The organism is Chitinophaga agrisoli, assembly GCF_008386695.1.
In the GTDB taxonomy this organism is placed as follows: domain Bacteria; phylum Bacteroidota; class Bacteroidia; order Chitinophagales; family Chitinophagaceae; genus Chitinophaga; species Chitinophaga agrisoli.
In genome coordinates this window covers 2,418,075-2,432,886 of record NZ_VUOC01000004.1, presented here as the reverse complement: position 1 = coordinate 2,432,886, position 14,812 = coordinate 2,418,075, and the positions used below count along the sequence as shown (strand labels likewise).

Genomic DNA, 14,812 nt, shown 5'->3' with positions numbered 1-14,812 from the left:
ATTATTTAAGCAAAAAGCGAAAAGTGAATGATGAAAGATAGCAATTTTATCTTTCACCTTCCACTTTTCGCCCCTCACTTTTTTCAACTATTCACTATTCGTCAGAACTTCTTATTCCAGTCGTTGAATATTAATCCTTCATCTCCCAGGCCAGTGCGCTTGCGCCCAGAATGGCCGCATCACTTTCCTTCAGTTCGGAGAACACCAGTTGCACCTTATTCTGAAAAATGGGTAACAGGTTCATTTCCATATGTTCCCGTACCGGTTTCATGATCAGGTCACCGGCTTTGGTAAGGCCGCCAAAGAGGATAATAGCCTCCGGGCTGCTGAACATCACGAAGTTAGCCAGGGCCTCGCCCAGTATTTTGCCGGTATATTCATACACTTCCCTGGCCAGCGGGTCGCCTGCCATGGCAGCGTCAAAAACGGTTTTGGAATTGATGTCTTCCTTGGCCAGGTCGCGCAGGGTGCTCTTGGTATCCGGGCGGTTAGCCAGGAACTCCAGGGCGGTGTTGGTTACGCCTGTGGCAGAAGCATAGGCTTCCAGTGATCCGCGGTGACCTGTGCCGGGGTGCAGCCTGCCGCCGGGTATCACGATACAGTGACCCAGTTCGCCGGCAAAACCATCGTGCCCGTATATTAACTGGCCATTGGCAACAATGCCGCTGCCTACGCCGGTACCCAGGGTGATCACGATGAAATCTTTCATGCCTTTGGCAGCGCCGTACATCAGTTCGCCCAAAGCGGCCGCATTGGCGTCATTCGTTAATACAGTGGGCAGTCCAAATTTTTCGCCCAGCAGGTTTGCCAACGGTATAATGCCCTTCCAGCGAAGGTTAGGTGCATATTCTACGTTACCGGTATAAAAGTTACCATTGGGTGCGCCTACGCCAATACCCCGGATATTTTCAATACCGCCTACTTCTGCTATCAGTTTGGTGAGATGTCCGTGTAATTCTTCGAGGAAGCCACTCACGTCATCCCTTTCATTGGTTAACATTCGGCCGTCGCTCAGGATATTCCCCCTGCGGTCTACTATGCCAAATTTGGTATTGGTTCCACCAATATCAATGCCCACTACTAATTGCTGACTCATAATCGATTCCCTGAGATTTTAAGATGGTTTTAACTCTAAATGCAAAGAAGGCCAGATATGCAAAGCATAAAACTGGTATAATGTAAGAGGCATGAATGCCTAGCGGAGTATCTGCTAAACCTCCCTGCACCGGCGGTATCAGGGAACCTCCCAATATCATCATTACCAGGAAAGAGGAAGCCTGGCTTGTATATTTACCTAATCCGGCAATGGCCAGTGAGAAGATGGAAGGCCACATTACAGAACAGAAAAGGCCGCCGCTCACAAAGGCAAAAGTGGCTACATAACCGGTGGTGCATAAACCAATGATCATGGCAGCCATACCCAATAAGCCAAAGATCATGAGGGTCTTGGCGGGTTTTTCCTGTCCGGCAAAGAAACCGATGATCTGGATCACCAGCACACCTGCATAAGGATACAGCTGGGTGATATCATTACCCTTCCAGGCATTTGCACCCAGGATCACGCCATAGGCAATGAATGGAACGATCACAAACAGCAGCTTGCGGGTAGCTTTGGAAACATTGAACACGGTAATAGCGCCAGCCCAGCGGCCTATCATCAAACTACCCCAGAACAGGGAGATAAAAGGATCGAGCTGTGATTCTGACAAACCTTCCGGCGTCAGGAAACCAGGATGTTTAAGCAGCGCGCCCATGTTACTGGCCACTGTTACCTCCACGCCTACATACACAAAAATGGCGATCATGCCCAGTACCAGCTGCGGATATTTCATAGCGCCCCAGCCGTCGCCGTTTTTCTGGGAGCTACCCTTCGCATAGAAGAGGATGGCCAGGATACCTACAATACCGGTAATAAAGAAAGGCAGTTCTTTCTTCAGCGCAATACCTACCAGGATCAGCACAAACATAGCTGTGATACCCAGCAGCGCTTTACTGGCATGTGTAGAGTTTTCAAATGGTTCATCTGCGGTTGTTTTGGGCATCTTGGCAAAAGCAAAGATGGCCGCCGCTACCAGGAACAATACAATGAGCAGTATATACAAGGTATTGATCTTGCTGATATCAGTTTTTGAAGCGTCGCCGCCCTGCGCGCTGCCAAACAGCAGCATGCTCACGATAATAGGCCCGATGGTGGTGCCGAAAGAGTTTATACCGCCTGCCAGGTTCAAACGGTGCGTACCCTTGGATGGGTCGCCCAGCAGGATGGCAAAGGGATTGGCCGCTGTTTGCTGTAGTGAGAAGCCCAGCGCCACAATAAAGAATGCGCCTAATATCAGGTAAAAGGCATTGGATTTTTCGGCCATACCGTTACCGATGTTAACTGCTCCAATCAGCGCAGCCGCGCCAACTACGGAGATCAGTAACCCGTAGATAATACCTTTCTGATAGCCGATCTTGTTGAGGATATCTACCCCGCGGATAACAGAGAACAGGTATAAGAGTAAGGACCCGATGAAATAAGCGCCGTAGAAGGCGAAGTCTATTAACTGGGACTCCAGTTGGGTGAGTTCGAAATGCGCCTTACAGAAAGGGATAAAGATACTGTTAGACGCAGCAACAAACCCCCAGAAGAAAAAGACCAGAATGAGTACGGGAAAGGAGGGATGTGTTCCTTGCTTTGTTTGATCAGCCATAAACGTGTTTAATTACGATGGTTTATTATCCCGATAAATGTATAAATTATTTTTTAAGATTTTCTAAAATAAAAATAAATTCTTGAAAATTTCTACTATGCAAAAACGTTTTAGCGCGTAAATTATAGAATATTATCTAAAAATAGTAGCGAATGAATAAAGTACGAAATTCGTTCCCAAAGCGTTAGAAAATACAGGAATAGTTGATTAAGTTCGTGTCCATCAAACCAAGATCTGTATATTTTATCAATCTTAACCTGCTGCTATGTCATCTAACACCACTGCAGCGCTCCCGGGGAAGAAAGCCGCCGGCTATGCGCAATCGATTACTATCATTGGAGTTCTTTTTTTTGTATTTGGCTTTGTTACCTGGTTAAACAGTACGTTGATCCCGTTCCTGAAGATCGCCTGTGAGCTGAGTATTGCGGAGGCTTTGCTGGTTACGTTCGCCTTTTACCTGGCGTATTTTTTCCTGGGCATGCCTTCTTCTTTTATCTTAAAGAAGACAGGGTTTAAGAACGGTATGGCGCTGGGATTGCTGGTAATGGCCGGTGGTTCCCTCATCTTTGTACCAGCTGCCAACAGCCGTAGTTTTGGTATGTTCCTGACTGGCCTGTTCGTACAAGGTATGGGGCTTACCCTGCTGCAGGCAGCCTCTAATCCCTACATCAGCATCGTTGGGCCTATTGAAAGTGCCGCCAAGCGTATGAGTATTATGGGTATTTGTAATAAGGTGGCCGGTATTGTTGCCCCGCTGGTGCTAAGCTCCATTGTACTAAAGAATGCGGACGCGCTGGAAAAGCAGATAGCCACGGCCACAGATGCTGCGCAGAAAACCTTGCTGCTGGATAGTCTGGCCTCCCGGGTGGTGGGCCCTTATATTGTAATGGCGGTTGTGCTGGTGCTGCTGGCCTTTATGATCAAACGTTCCTCCCTGCCGGAAATAGATACTTCCGGAAACGATGCAGGTGCCGCCGGTACTGCGGATACCCGGACCAGCGCATTCCAATACCCCTACCTGATGCTTGGCATGTTGTGCATTTTCCTGTATGTTGGGGTAGAGGTAATGGCCGGCGACGTAATAGGTACCTATGCCCACCAGATGGGCATGAGCCTGGATAAGACAAAATACTTCACCTCCTTTACCCTGGGCGCTATGCTGGTTGGTTATGTAACTGGTATACTTACGATCCCCAAGATCCTCTCCCAGGATAAAAGCCTGCGTATCTCCGCTATCTTAGGTATCATATTTACCATCGGGGCCTTCTTCTCAGATGGCAACCTGGCGGTTACCTTTATTGCGCTGCTGGGATTGGCCAATGCGCTCATGTGGCCTGCCATCTGGCCCCTGGCCATCGACAAGCTGGGCAGGTTTACGCAAATGGGCTCCGGCCTGCTGGTAATGGGCATTGTTGGCGGTGGCGTGTTGCCACAGATCTATAGTGGCCTTTTCAGCACGGATGGGATCTTTGGTTTCCTGCATAGTGGCAGCACTAATTTCCGCGAGGCTTTCCTGTACTGTATGCTGCCTTGTTATGCGTACATCCTGTATTACGCCATAGCGGGTCATAAGATAGGGAAGGCAAAAGGATAATACAGTTTTATGATCTGTTATACCAGGAAGGCGGCTTGAAAGTATGTGCTTTTAAGCCGCCCTCCTTATTAGTTCTTTTGCAGCTGGTATTTTGGTGTTCGTGCGCAAATGAATTGGGAATTGCAGTAACTAAGTTTATTTTTATGCGTAATTCATACGTTTAATACTTAACCAGGAAAATGTTACAACAAACCAGGGATCAGTTCGTACAACTCTTTGGCCAGTCACCGGTGCTGGTCAGCTCTCCCGGCAGGATCAACCTTATTGGCGAGCATACAGACTATAACGATGGGTTCGTGCTGCCCGCAGCTATTGATAAACGGATCATTTATGCCGTAGGCCTTAACGGCACGGACGATTGCCATGCATATGCTGATTTTAACGGCGAACATGTGAGTTTTAATCTTAATGCTGTAACGCCTACCCCGGGATGGATCAACTATCTGATGGGCGTGGTAGACCAGCTGCAGAAACGGGGGTATAAAGTGCCTGGGTTTAACTGCGTAATAGCGGGCGATGTACCGGTAGGCGCCGGATTGTCCTCTTCCGCTGCCGTGGAAGGCGGCCTGGTGGCCGCACTGGATCATCTGATGGGATATGCGCTTTCCCGCATGGAGATGGCCCTGATAGGCCAGAAAGCAGAACATACCTTTCCCGGCGTGCAATGCGGTATTATGGACCAATTCGCGAACCTGCACGGTAAAAAGGACCAGGTGATGCTGCTGGATTGCCGTGATCTGAGCTACACGTATTATCCTTTTAACTTCCCGGACCAGAAGATCGTACTGTGTAATTCCATGGTGCATCATTCCCTGGCTTCTTCTGAATATAATGTAAGACGCGCGCAGTGTGAGGCGGGCGTAAAAGTGCTGCAGGGCAAATATCCGCAGGTAAAATCCCTCCGCGATGCAGATATGCAGATGCTGGAATCTGTAAAGGATCAGATGGACGCTATCGTTTACAAACGCTGTTCCTATGTAGTGGCAGAAATTGCCCGTGTGCAGCAGGCAGGTATTTTCCTGCAGGAAGGCAAACTGAAGGAATTTGGCGAATTGATGTATGCTACGCATGATGGGCTTAGCCATCTTTATGAGGTAAGCTGCCCGGAACTGGATTTCCTGGTGTCACTGGCCCGTCAACGGCCGGAAGTAGCAGGGGCCCGGGTAATGGGCGGCGGCTTTGGCGGCTGTACTATTAACCTGGTGAGGGAGGATAAAGTGGAGGAGTATACGGCGTTTATAAGGGAACGGTATGAGGAGGAGTATGGTAAAACGCCGGAGATCTATGTGACGAGTATAGAGGATGGGGTGGAAGTAAAGTAAAGAGTAAAAAAGCAAAAAGTAGAAATTGAATGCAGCGGTTTCTACTTTTTGCTTTTGTAAATATTTTTAGCAAAATGGGGATGTGGGAATTATTTTGAAATAAACAACGTTCTGGATATCAATTTATTTGGTGGATGTTTGAGAACTAAATATCTTAGCATTAACCAAAAAATAGCAGAATGGAAACAAGTACTTTAGACATTATCGTAGCGAGATTAGACTCAATGGAAACTGGCTTCAACCGGCGAATGGATGGGCTAGAACTGCGAATGGACAGATTAGATAGACGAATGGATGGATTGGAACAGCGCATGTACGGCTTTGATAAGCGCATGAACGACTTTGACATAAAGCTGGGCGTCAACAATCTCTTGTTGGAATCCGTGGATAGAAGGCTTTGCGTCATAGAAGGTGAGATTGAAAGAATTGCAGAATGGGTGCCATTCAGAACCCCGCCGATTAAATTGTAATCAGTATCCAAAAGGCTTTCGCACCTTAAATTAAATATTGTACAATCCCCGTTAGGAACAGCGTCAACCCATTATCTTTCTATATAGCAGTACCCACTAACACCTTTTTACCATATCCTGCATTGATTTTCTCCATTATTCCCTTCTTATCTTTATCCTACACTATTTTTATAAGCATAACACGCATCACCAACAGTGTATGATGAAAAAACTATCACTATTCATTACCGCCTGCGTCATCAGCAGCCTCGCTGCCAATGCGCAAACCGTCATCAAGCCGTACGGCGCCCTGCCTACTAAAGCCCAGCAGAACTGGCAGGACATGGAATACTACATGTTCATCCATTTCGGGCCTAACACCTTTACGGACCGGGAATGGGGGCAAGGCAACGAAGATCCCAGGATCTTCAACCCTACCGCATTGGATGCCCGCCAATGGGCGCGTACCGCCAAGCTGGCCGGTATGAAAGGTATTATCATCACCGCCAAACACCACGACGGCTTCTGCCTGTGGCCCAGCAAATACAGCACCCATACCGTGCGGGAAAGCGCCTGGAAAAATGGAAAGGGCGACGTGCTGAAGGAGCTCTCCGCCGCGTGTAAGGAGTATGGCCTTAAGTTTGGCGTGTACCTTTCTCCCTGGGACCGTAACCATCCTGCCTACGGTACGCCGGAGTATAACCAGGTATTTGTGAATATGCTCAATGAGGTGCTGGGCAACTACGGCCCTGTATTCGAACAGTGGTTTGATGGCGCTAATGGCGAAGGTCCCAATGGCAAGAAACAGGTATATGACTGGTCTCTCTTCAATAATACGGTATTGCGCAAACAACCCAGCGCGATCATCTTCAGTGATATTGGCCCTGGCTGCCGCTGGGTAGGCAATGAAGATGGTTTTGCGGGTACTACCAACTGGAGCACCATCAACATAGCTGGTTATGAACCGGGTAAAAAAGCGCCTTCTCTTACCACGCTGAACACCGGCCAGGAAGACGGCGAAAAATGGGTGCCCGCAGAATGCGATGTTTCTGTACGCGCCGGCTGGTTTTACAGCGATGCTACCAATGATAAAGTAAAAAGCCTGGCAGAGCTGCTGGAGATCTATAATGCTTCTGTAGGCCGTAACAGCAACCTGCTGCTGAACGTGCCTGTAGACAGGCGCGGGCGTATCCATGCCAACGACTCTACCCGCCTGATGGAGTTCCGCCGCCTGTTGGATGAGACCTATAAGACCAACCTGGCCCGCAAAGCGAAGGTATCCGTTACAGACACCCGCAAGGATAACCCGGCCGTAAACGCCCGTAATCTGGTGGATGGCAATAACAAAACCTATTGGGCTACGCCTGATAATGTAACCCAGGGCGCAATTACCCTGGAGTTTCCCCAGCCGGTATCCTTTAACAGGATCGTGTTACAGGAGTACACGCCACTGGGTCAGCGCGTAAAAGCCTTTACCGTGGAAGTATGGGAAAATGGCGCTTTTAAGGAAATAGCTAAGGAAACCACGATCGGTCACAAACGCATCCTGCGCCTGCCCAATACCACCACCAGCAAAGTGAAGGTACTGGTCGCAGACGCCAAAGCCTGTCCGCTCATCAGCGAAGTACAGCTGTACCAGGCGCCGGACCTGCTGGCTTCTCCGGAGATCAAACGCGACAGGGAAGGTATGGTGTCCATCAGCTGCGCCTCTCCGGACCCGGAGCTGCATTATACAACAGACGGCACAGAGCCTGTTTTCAGCTCTCCCCGCTATACGCAGCCTTTTGCGCTGCCCCAGGGTGGCGTTGTAACGGCAAAAGCCTTTGTTGATAATGGCAAAAAAGCCAGCCCGGCTGTCATTGCGCATATGGATATCTCTCCCGCCAAATGGAAAGTGCTATTTGCAGATGGGGGCCAGGACAATGCCGGCCGTGCCATAGACGCCAACGAAGGCTCTTATTGGTCTACCGGCCACAACGCCAGCGCCAGCTACCCGCATGAGCTGCAGGTAGACCTGGGTGAGACCCTCAGCCTCAAAGGTTTTGCATATACCCCGCACCGGGACGTACATGGCAACACCGGCACCTTCTACAAGTATGCGTTTTACGTAAGTAACGATGGGAAGGAGTGGGGCCAGCCCGTATCCGCCGGCGCATTTGGCAATATCCGTAACAATCCCATCCGGCAGGTGATCCGGTTCAATGCGCCCGTAAGCGGCCGTTATATCCGGATCGTAGCCCTGGAGCCGGCTGAAGAAACCGATCATAACGCAAGCATTGCCGAATTGGAAGTGCTGACGAAATAGTAGACTGTATATCGTTCATTTTTAATGGGTTGTGCCTGCAGGCAAGCGCAGGTGCAACCCTTCTTCTTTCGGATATGTTAAAGTATTGTCAGCTGCAAAAATTTTCCTGAATTATAATATATATGTTATAATTTTGCGGGGAATTAAATCGAAAGACAGTTTTTTAACAATTTAATGCTGAACTGAAGTTGGAAAATACGACAACCCATACCAACATCTCTGCATATCATCCTTCTCTGATGGAAGGCATGTACTCTATTGGGTTTAATGTCTTCAGATATCTTTCCCGACGACCTCGTATTTGATAGCGCCTGTCTTACCCAACGGCACGCTATCGCACAATGATATTCCCCCATCATTGGTGAACAATTTTCTCCCAAAGAGGAAGCTTTTTAATATTTATTGATTCACTTTTTTCAATTTACGCAAGTTGGAAAATCAACATATTATCGTTAGGGTAGCCACTCCCGACGATGCGCATTATGCCAAAACCATCACCGACGAGATGGAGTCTTCTGCTAAAGCCCGTGGAACTGGTATAGCCAAACGCTCTCCGGAATACGTGAAACTGAAGATGGAAGAGGGCAAGGCAGTGATCGCTGTTACGGAACAGGGTGACTGGGTAGGTTTTTGCTACATAGAAGCCTGGGGGCATGGGAAATTCGTGGCTAACTCCGGTCTGATCGTCAATCCCGCCTTCCGCGGGCATGGCGTGGCCAAATCCATTAAACATCGCATCTTCGAACTGTCCAGGGAAAAATACCCTGACGCCAAGATATTTGGTCTTACTACCGGCCTGGCCGTGATGAAGATCAACTCCGAACTGGGCTACGAGCCCGTTACCTATTCTGAGCTTACGGATGATGAGGAATTCTGGAAAGGCTGCCGCAGCTGTGTGAACTTTGACATCCTGACCGCCAAAGGCCGTAAAAACTGCCTGTGTACCGCCATGCTCTACGATCCCGTGCAAAAGCAGAAGGACGAAGAAGAGCGGGTGGCCCGGGAAAAGGCGGAGGCGCTTAACGAGCCGGCGCCGGAAATGCAGCCCCAGCTAATGGTAGCCGCAACCGGCGATATGCGTCAGCAGAAAAAACAGCGGGCCTTTAAGGAGAACTTCCGCCTGTTTGAACGATGGCTGCGCTACAAAAGATATGTGCTGCTAAATAGCCGCAAAGACAATGGCGGCGCTGCCAGCCATTACAAGAAGAAGTTCTTTTTATTCAATCTTTTTTAACAATAACTATTCGTCATAATGAGTAAGAAAGTAGTACTGGGATTTAGCGGAGGACTTGATACTTCCTACTGTGTTAAATATCTCACAGAAGAAAAAGGATATGAAGTGCATTCTGTGATCGTAAATACCGGCGGCTTTACCGCTGAGGAATTACAGGAAATAGAAAAGCGCGCATATAACCTGGGAGTAAAAAGCCACAAAACGGTAGATGCCGTACGGTCTTATTATGATAAGGTGATCAAATACCTGGTATTTGGTAATGTGCTCAAGAATAATACTTATCCCCTGAGCGTAAGCGCGGAGCGGATGAGCCAGGCCCTGGCCATTGCAGAATATGTGAAAGAGGTGGGCGCCACCGCCGTAGCGCACGGCAGCACCGGCGCCGGTAACGACCAGGTACGGTTTGATATGATCTTTCATATCATGATCCCCGGCGTAGAGATCATTACCCCCATCCGGGATATGAAGCTCAGCCGCGAAGAGGAGATCTCCTACCTGCAGTCAAAAGGAGTACAGGTGAATTTCGAAAAAGCCATGTACTCCATCAACAAAGGTATCTGGGGCACTTCTGTAGGCGGTAAGGAAACCCTTACTTCCAATGGTATGCTGCCGGAATCTGCTTTCCCTACGCAATTAACAAAGCAGGAGCCGGAACAGGTAACCCTCCACTTTAAAAAAGGAGAGCTGGTGGGCGTAAATGACAAATCTTTTGGTCATCCCACGGAAGCCATTCAATATTTACAATCCATCGCAGGGGCTTTTGCCATTGGCCGCGATATACATGTGGGCGATACCATCATCGGTATCAAGGGCCGGGTAGGTTTTGAAGCGGCCGCACCCGTAGTGATCCTCAAAGCGCATCACGCCCTGGAAAAACACGTGCTTACCAAATGGCAGTTAAGCTGGAAAGACCAGCTGGCACAGTTCTATGGCAACTGGCTGCATGAAGGCCAGATCCTGGACCCTGTTATGCGCGATATTGAAGCTTACCTTGAAAGCGCGCAGCAGCAGGTAACCGGCAAGGTGTTTGTAACACTGCTGCCTTACCGCTTCCAGGTAACCGGTATCGAATCGTCCTACGATCTGATGAGCAGCAAGTTTGGTAAGTATGGCGAAATGAACAGCGGCTGGAGCGGCGAAGACGTAAGGGGCTTCAGCAAGATCTTCGGTAACCAGACAATGATCTGGCACCAGGTAAATGACGAACAGGGTAAAAAAGCGTAAGGCATGGCAAACAACAAAAACATCCGGGCAGGTATTATAGGCGGCGCAGGTTATGGCGGCGGGGAAATGATCAGGATCCTCCTGAATCATCCTAATGTGGAGATCGCATTTGTGCACAGCCGCAGCAATGCGGGTAACCCTTTGCATGCCGTACATAGCGACCTGCTGGGTGATACGGACCTCGCCTTTACAGATCAGCTTAGTCATGATATAGAGGTGCTGTTCCTTTGTTTGGGCCATGGAGAAGCGAAGAAGTTCCTGGAAGCAAATCCAATCCCGCTGAACATAAAAGTGATAGACCTGAGCCAGGATTTCCGCCTGGGTGAAAGTCTTCCCGGCAGGGAATTCGTATACGGCTTGCCGGAATTGCAAAGGGAAAAGATACAGACCGCGCAGAACATTGCCAATCCTGGCTGTTTTGCCACTACTATACAATTGGGCTTATTGCCCCTGGCCAAGGCCGGACTGCTCGGCGAAATACATACCACCGGCATTACCGGCTCCACCGGCGCCGGCCAGAGCCTGCAGTCCACTACCCATTTTACATGGCGGGCCAATAACGTATCTACCTACAAGGTGCTCGCCCATCAGCACCTGAAAGAGATCCGACGAAGCTTACAGTTGTTGCAGCCTTCCTTTACTGAGCATGTGAACTTTGTGCCGGTACGGGGCGACTATCCAAGAGGCATCTGGGTAACTTCCTACCAGGAAAGCGACCTCTCGCTGGAGCAGGCGTTACAACTGTACAAAACATATTATGCAACGCATCCTTTTACGCATGTAAGCGAGAACCAGATTGACCTGAAGCAGGTGGTGAATACCAACAAATGCCTGGTACAGCTGGAAAAAGTAGGGACCAAACTGATCGTTCACACCATCGCGGATAACCTGCTGAAAGGCGCATCAGGACAAGCAGTGCAGAATATGAACCTGGTATTTGGGCTGGAGGAAACAGCCGGGTTAAAGCTGAAGTCTATCGTATTTTAGCGTGACCCATACATCGTTAAATTATCTCTTTCCATCCGGCGGCCGTAAGGCTGCCGCCAAGTAAAACAATAATGAAGCTCTTCGACGTTTATCCGATCAACGATATTACCATTGAAAAAGGCGCCGGCTCTAATGTATGGGACGATAAAGGTACGCAATACCTGGATCTCTATGGCGGCCACGCAGTGATCTCCATTGGCCATACCCATCCGCATTATGTAAAGCGCCTCACAGATCAGCTACAGAAAGTAGGATTCTATTCCAATTCTATTAAGATCCCATTACAGCAGCAACTGGCGGAAAAATTAGGCAGAATATCCGGCAAGGAAGATTACCAGCTGTTCCTCTGCAATTCCGGTGCAGAAGCCAACGAGAATGCATTAAAACTGGCTTCTTTCCACAACGGCAAAAAGAAGATCATCGCTTTCCGCAAATCTTTCCACGGCCGTACTTCCCTGGCCGTAGCCGCAACGGATAACCCCAAGATAGTAGCGCCGGTAAATGAAACAGAGAACGTAGTATTCCTGCCCTGGCAGGATGAAGCCGCGCTGGAAGCAGCTTTTAAGCAGTACGAAGTATCTTCTGTGATCATAGAAGGTATCCAGGGCGTTGGCGGTATCAATGTAGCCAGCGAAAGCTTCCTGCGTAAGATCAGAAGCCTTTGCGATACGTTTAACGCCGTGTTTATTGCAGACAGCGTGCAGTGCGGCTACGGGCGCAGCGGCAAATTCTATTCCCATGATTATGCCGGTATAAATGCAGATATTTACACCATGGCCAAAGGCATGGGCAATGGTTTCCCTATTGGCGGCATCATTATCGCCCCGCATATACAGGCTTCTTATGGCCTGCTGGGCACCACCTTTGGCGGCAACCACCTGGCCTGCGCAGCTGCCCTGGCCGTGCTGGAAGTGATAGAGCAGGAGCAGCTGATACAGAACGCAGCCACTATAGGTAATTACCTGATGGAGCAGTTAAAAGGCATGCCTAAGGTAAAAGAAGTAAGAGGCCGTGGCCTTATGATCGGCATTGAGCTGCCGGAAGAGCTGGCCCATGTACGTAAAGAGTTATTATTCAAGCATAAGATATTTACCGGCGAAGCCAAACCAAATGTGATCCGTTTGCTGCCTTCCCTGGCGCTCACACAGGCCCACGCCGATCAGTTCCTTACTGCGATCAAAGAGGAACTTTCAAAATAATTGGAGCCGTCGGCTGCTCGTCAGCTGACGGCTAACATTCTAACAAGTATTAAACGCATGAAACAATTTATCTCGGTAGAAGATGTGCCGGGTGTCCCGCGTTTGGTGGACATAGCGCTGGATTACAAGCACAATCCCTTCAGGGACAAGTCTTTGGGCACAAACAAAACTTTGGGAATGATATTCCTGAACCCCAGCTTACGTACCCGGTTAAGCTCGCAGGTAGCGGCAAGGAACCTGGGTATGGAAGTAGTGGTGTTTAATATCGACAAGGAAGGCTGGCAGCTGGAAATGAATGACGGCGCCATCATGAGCGGTAATACCACCGAACATGTGAAGGAAGCCGCCGCCGTAATGGGACAGTATTTCGACATTATGTCCATACGTACCTTTCCGGGCCTGAAGAATAAAGAAGAGGACTATACGGAGAAATATATAAACCAGTTCATTAAATACGCGGGCGTGCCGGTAGTAAGCCTCGAAAGCGCTACCCTGCATCCTTTGCAGAGCTTAACGGATGTGATCACCATCCGTGAGCACTGGCAGCAGCCCCGCAAACCAAAGGTGGTAATGACCTGGGCGCCGCATGTAAAAGCGCTGCCGCAGGCCGTACCTAACTCTTTTGCGCAGTGGATCAACGCCTGGGGCGAAGCAGACTTTGTGATCACGCATCCCAAAGGCTACGAGCTGGATCCTAAGTTCACCGGTAATGCGCCCATTGAGTATAACCAGGATAAAGCCCTGGAAGGCGCGGACTTTGTTTATGTGAAGAACTGGTCTTCCTACAGCGACTATGGCAACATTATCAGCACAGACAGCAGCTGGATGGTGACCAACCAGAAGCTGCAGCATACCGCACAGGCCAAAGTAATGCATTGCCTGCCGGTAAGAAGGAATGTGGTGATTGCAGATGAGGTGCTGGACGGGCCGCAGTCCATCGTGATCAAACAGGCGGGCAACCGCGTGTGGGCAGCCCAGGCAGTGCTGAGCGAGATATTAAAAAACAGTTGATCAACAGATATGCTCTTCGTCATTAAAGTAGGTGGGAATGTAATTGACAACCCGGTGCTGCTGCAGTCTTTCCTGCAGGATCTTACCGCCATTCAGGGCCCTAAGATCCTGATCCATGGCGGTGGAAAGATCGCTACCCGCATCGGGGACCAGCTGGGTATTGAGTCAAAGTATGTGGATGGGCGCCGTATCACAGATGCTGCCACTATTGATGTGGTGACCATGGTATATGGCGGCCTGGTAAATAAACAGCTGGTAGCCAAATTGCAGGCCCTGGGATGTAATGCTATTGGAATGACCGGAGCGGATGCGAATGTGATACCTGCCGTAAAACGTCCTGTAAAACAGATAGACTATGGTTTTGTGGGCGATATTGATCCCGCAAGGCTGCAGGTAGGGCCGCTTAAAGCTATGCTGGATGCCGGTCTTACGCCGGTGTTCGCGCCGCTTACACATGATGGTCAGGGGCAGATGCTGAATACCAATGCGGATACCATTGCCTCCTCCCTGGCCATTGCGCTCTCTGCCCATTACAAGGTACGGCTTATCTACTGCTTTGAGAAAAAAGGTGTGCTGCGCGATGCGCAAGACGATGATTCTGTGATCAACCTGATCGACCGTACTGTATATGCACAGCTGATGGAGCAAAAAGCGCTGTCAGACGGCATTTTGCCCAAGCTGGATAATGCCTTTGCCGCCATCGAAAGCGGCGTGAAGGAAGTGCTTATTGGCCACGCGGCAGATGTGCGCAGTAATACCACCGCTACCGTAGCGGGTACTTTAATACGCTAACT

At 49.5% G+C, this 14,812-nt stretch carries 12 protein-coding genes; 10 read left to right on the top strand and 2 right to left on the bottom strand.

Features of this window, described 5'->3' with window-relative positions:
• Positions 1 to 130 precede the first annotated feature (130 nt).
• Together F0L74_RS28710 and F0L74_RS28705 are read right to left on the bottom strand one after the other, a co-directional pair.
• Positions 131 to 1,096, bottom strand: coding sequence for an ROK family protein (locus tag F0L74_RS28710; protein WP_149841330.1), 966 nt, complete (start codon positions 1,094 to 1,096; stop codon positions 131 to 133).
• Positions 1,068 to 2,693: an MFS transporter gene (locus F0L74_RS28705; RefSeq protein WP_149841329.1), complete on the bottom strand. Its 1,626-nt coding sequence runs from the start codon at positions 2,691 to 2,693 to the stop codon at positions 1,068 to 1,070. Before F0L74_RS28705 ends, F0L74_RS28710 begins: the two co-directional genes overlap by 29 nt.
• Positions 2,694 to 2,958: 265 nt before the next feature.
• On the opposite strand from F0L74_RS28705, the gene F0L74_RS28700 reads away from it, so the two are divergent.
• From F0L74_RS28700 to argB, 10 genes are all read left to right on the top strand, one after another.
• Positions 2,959 to 4,287: a sugar MFS transporter gene (locus F0L74_RS28700; protein WP_149841328.1), complete on the top strand. Its 1,329-nt coding sequence runs from the start codon at positions 2,959 to 2,961 to the stop codon at positions 4,285 to 4,287.
• A gap of 179 nt (positions 4,288 to 4,466) precedes the next feature.
• On the top strand, positions 4,467 to 5,609 hold the full coding sequence (galK, locus tag F0L74_RS28695) for a galactokinase (RefSeq protein WP_149841327.1): 1,143 nt from the start codon (positions 4,467 to 4,469) through the stop codon (positions 5,607 to 5,609).
• A gap of 179 nt (positions 5,610 to 5,788) precedes the next feature.
• Positions 5,789 to 6,079: a hypothetical protein gene (locus F0L74_RS28690; RefSeq protein ID WP_149841326.1), complete on the top strand. Its 291-nt coding sequence runs from the start codon at positions 5,789 to 5,791 to the stop codon at positions 6,077 to 6,079.
• A gap of 199 nt (positions 6,080 to 6,278) precedes the next feature.
• Positions 6,279 to 8,363, top strand: a complete 2,085-nt coding sequence (locus F0L74_RS28685; protein WP_246197848.1) for an alpha-L-fucosidase — start codon at positions 6,279 to 6,281, stop codon at positions 8,361 to 8,363.
• Between the two features lie 430 nt (positions 8,364 to 8,793).
• Complete coding sequence (locus tag F0L74_RS28680; protein WP_149841325.1) at positions 8,794 to 9,597, top strand: GNAT family N-acetyltransferase; 804 nt, start codon at positions 8,794 to 8,796, stop codon at positions 9,595 to 9,597.
• A gap of 18 nt (positions 9,598 to 9,615) precedes the next feature.
• The gene (gene argG / locus F0L74_RS28675) at positions 9,616 to 10,821 is read left to right on the top strand and encodes an argininosuccinate synthase (RefSeq protein ID WP_149841324.1); all 1,206 of its coding nucleotides are present in this window, start codon (positions 9,616 to 9,618) and stop codon (positions 10,819 to 10,821) included.
• A gap of 3 nt (positions 10,822 to 10,824) precedes the next feature.
• Positions 10,825 to 11,808, top strand: a complete 984-nt coding sequence (gene argC, locus F0L74_RS28670) for an N-acetyl-gamma-glutamyl-phosphate reductase (protein ID WP_149841323.1) — start codon at positions 10,825 to 10,827, stop codon at positions 11,806 to 11,808.
• Positions 11,809 to 11,879: 71 nt separating this feature from the next.
• Positions 11,880 to 13,007, top strand: a complete 1,128-nt coding sequence (locus F0L74_RS28665; RefSeq protein WP_149841322.1) for an aspartate aminotransferase family protein — start codon at positions 11,880 to 11,882, stop codon at positions 13,005 to 13,007.
• A gap of 57 nt (positions 13,008 to 13,064) precedes the next feature.
• Positions 13,065 to 14,018, top strand: a complete 954-nt coding sequence (locus F0L74_RS28660) for a Rossmann-fold NAD(P)-binding domain-containing protein (RefSeq protein WP_149841321.1) — start codon at positions 13,065 to 13,067, stop codon at positions 14,016 to 14,018.
• 9 nt (positions 14,019 to 14,027) lie between these two features.
• Entirely contained in the window at positions 14,028 to 14,810 is a 783-nt protein-coding gene (gene argB, locus F0L74_RS28655; RefSeq protein WP_149841320.1) for an acetylglutamate kinase, read from the top strand.
• Positions 14,811 to 14,812 lie beyond the last annotated feature (2 nt).

Excerpts from the sequence above, each read along its gene's own strand:
- argC (WP_149841323.1), top strand. The coding sequence starts at position 10,825 with ATGGCAAACAACAAAAACATCCGGGCAGGTATTATAGGCGGCGCAGGT.
- F0L74_RS28665 (WP_149841322.1), top strand. The coding sequence starts at position 11,880 with ATGAAGCTCTTCGACGTTTATCCGATCAACGATATTACCATTGAAAAA.
- F0L74_RS28705 (WP_149841329.1), bottom strand. The coding sequence starts at position 2,693 with ATGGCTGATCAAACAAAGCAAGGAACACATCCCTCCTTTCCCGTACTC.
- F0L74_RS28685 (WP_246197848.1), top strand. The coding sequence starts at position 6,279 with ATGATGAAAAAACTATCACTATTCATTACCGCCTGCGTCATCAGCAGC.
- F0L74_RS28700 (WP_149841328.1), top strand. The coding sequence starts at position 2,959 with ATGTCATCTAACACCACTGCAGCGCTCCCGGGGAAGAAAGCCGCCGGC.
- F0L74_RS28710 (WP_149841330.1), bottom strand. The coding sequence starts at position 1,096 with ATGAGTCAGCAATTAGTAGTGGGCATTGATATTGGTGGAACCAATACC.
- argG (WP_149841324.1), top strand. The coding sequence starts at position 9,616 with ATGAGTAAGAAAGTAGTACTGGGATTTAGCGGAGGACTTGATACTTCC.
- galK (WP_149841327.1), top strand. The coding sequence starts at position 4,467 with ATGTTACAACAAACCAGGGATCAGTTCGTACAACTCTTTGGCCAGTCA.
- argB (WP_149841320.1), top strand. The coding sequence starts at position 14,028 with ATGCTCTTCGTCATTAAAGTAGGTGGGAATGTAATTGACAACCCGGTG.
- F0L74_RS28660 (WP_149841321.1), top strand. The coding sequence starts at position 13,065 with ATGAAACAATTTATCTCGGTAGAAGATGTGCCGGGTGTCCCGCGTTTG.
- F0L74_RS28690 (WP_149841326.1), top strand. The coding sequence starts at position 5,789 with ATGGAAACAAGTACTTTAGACATTATCGTAGCGAGATTAGACTCAATG.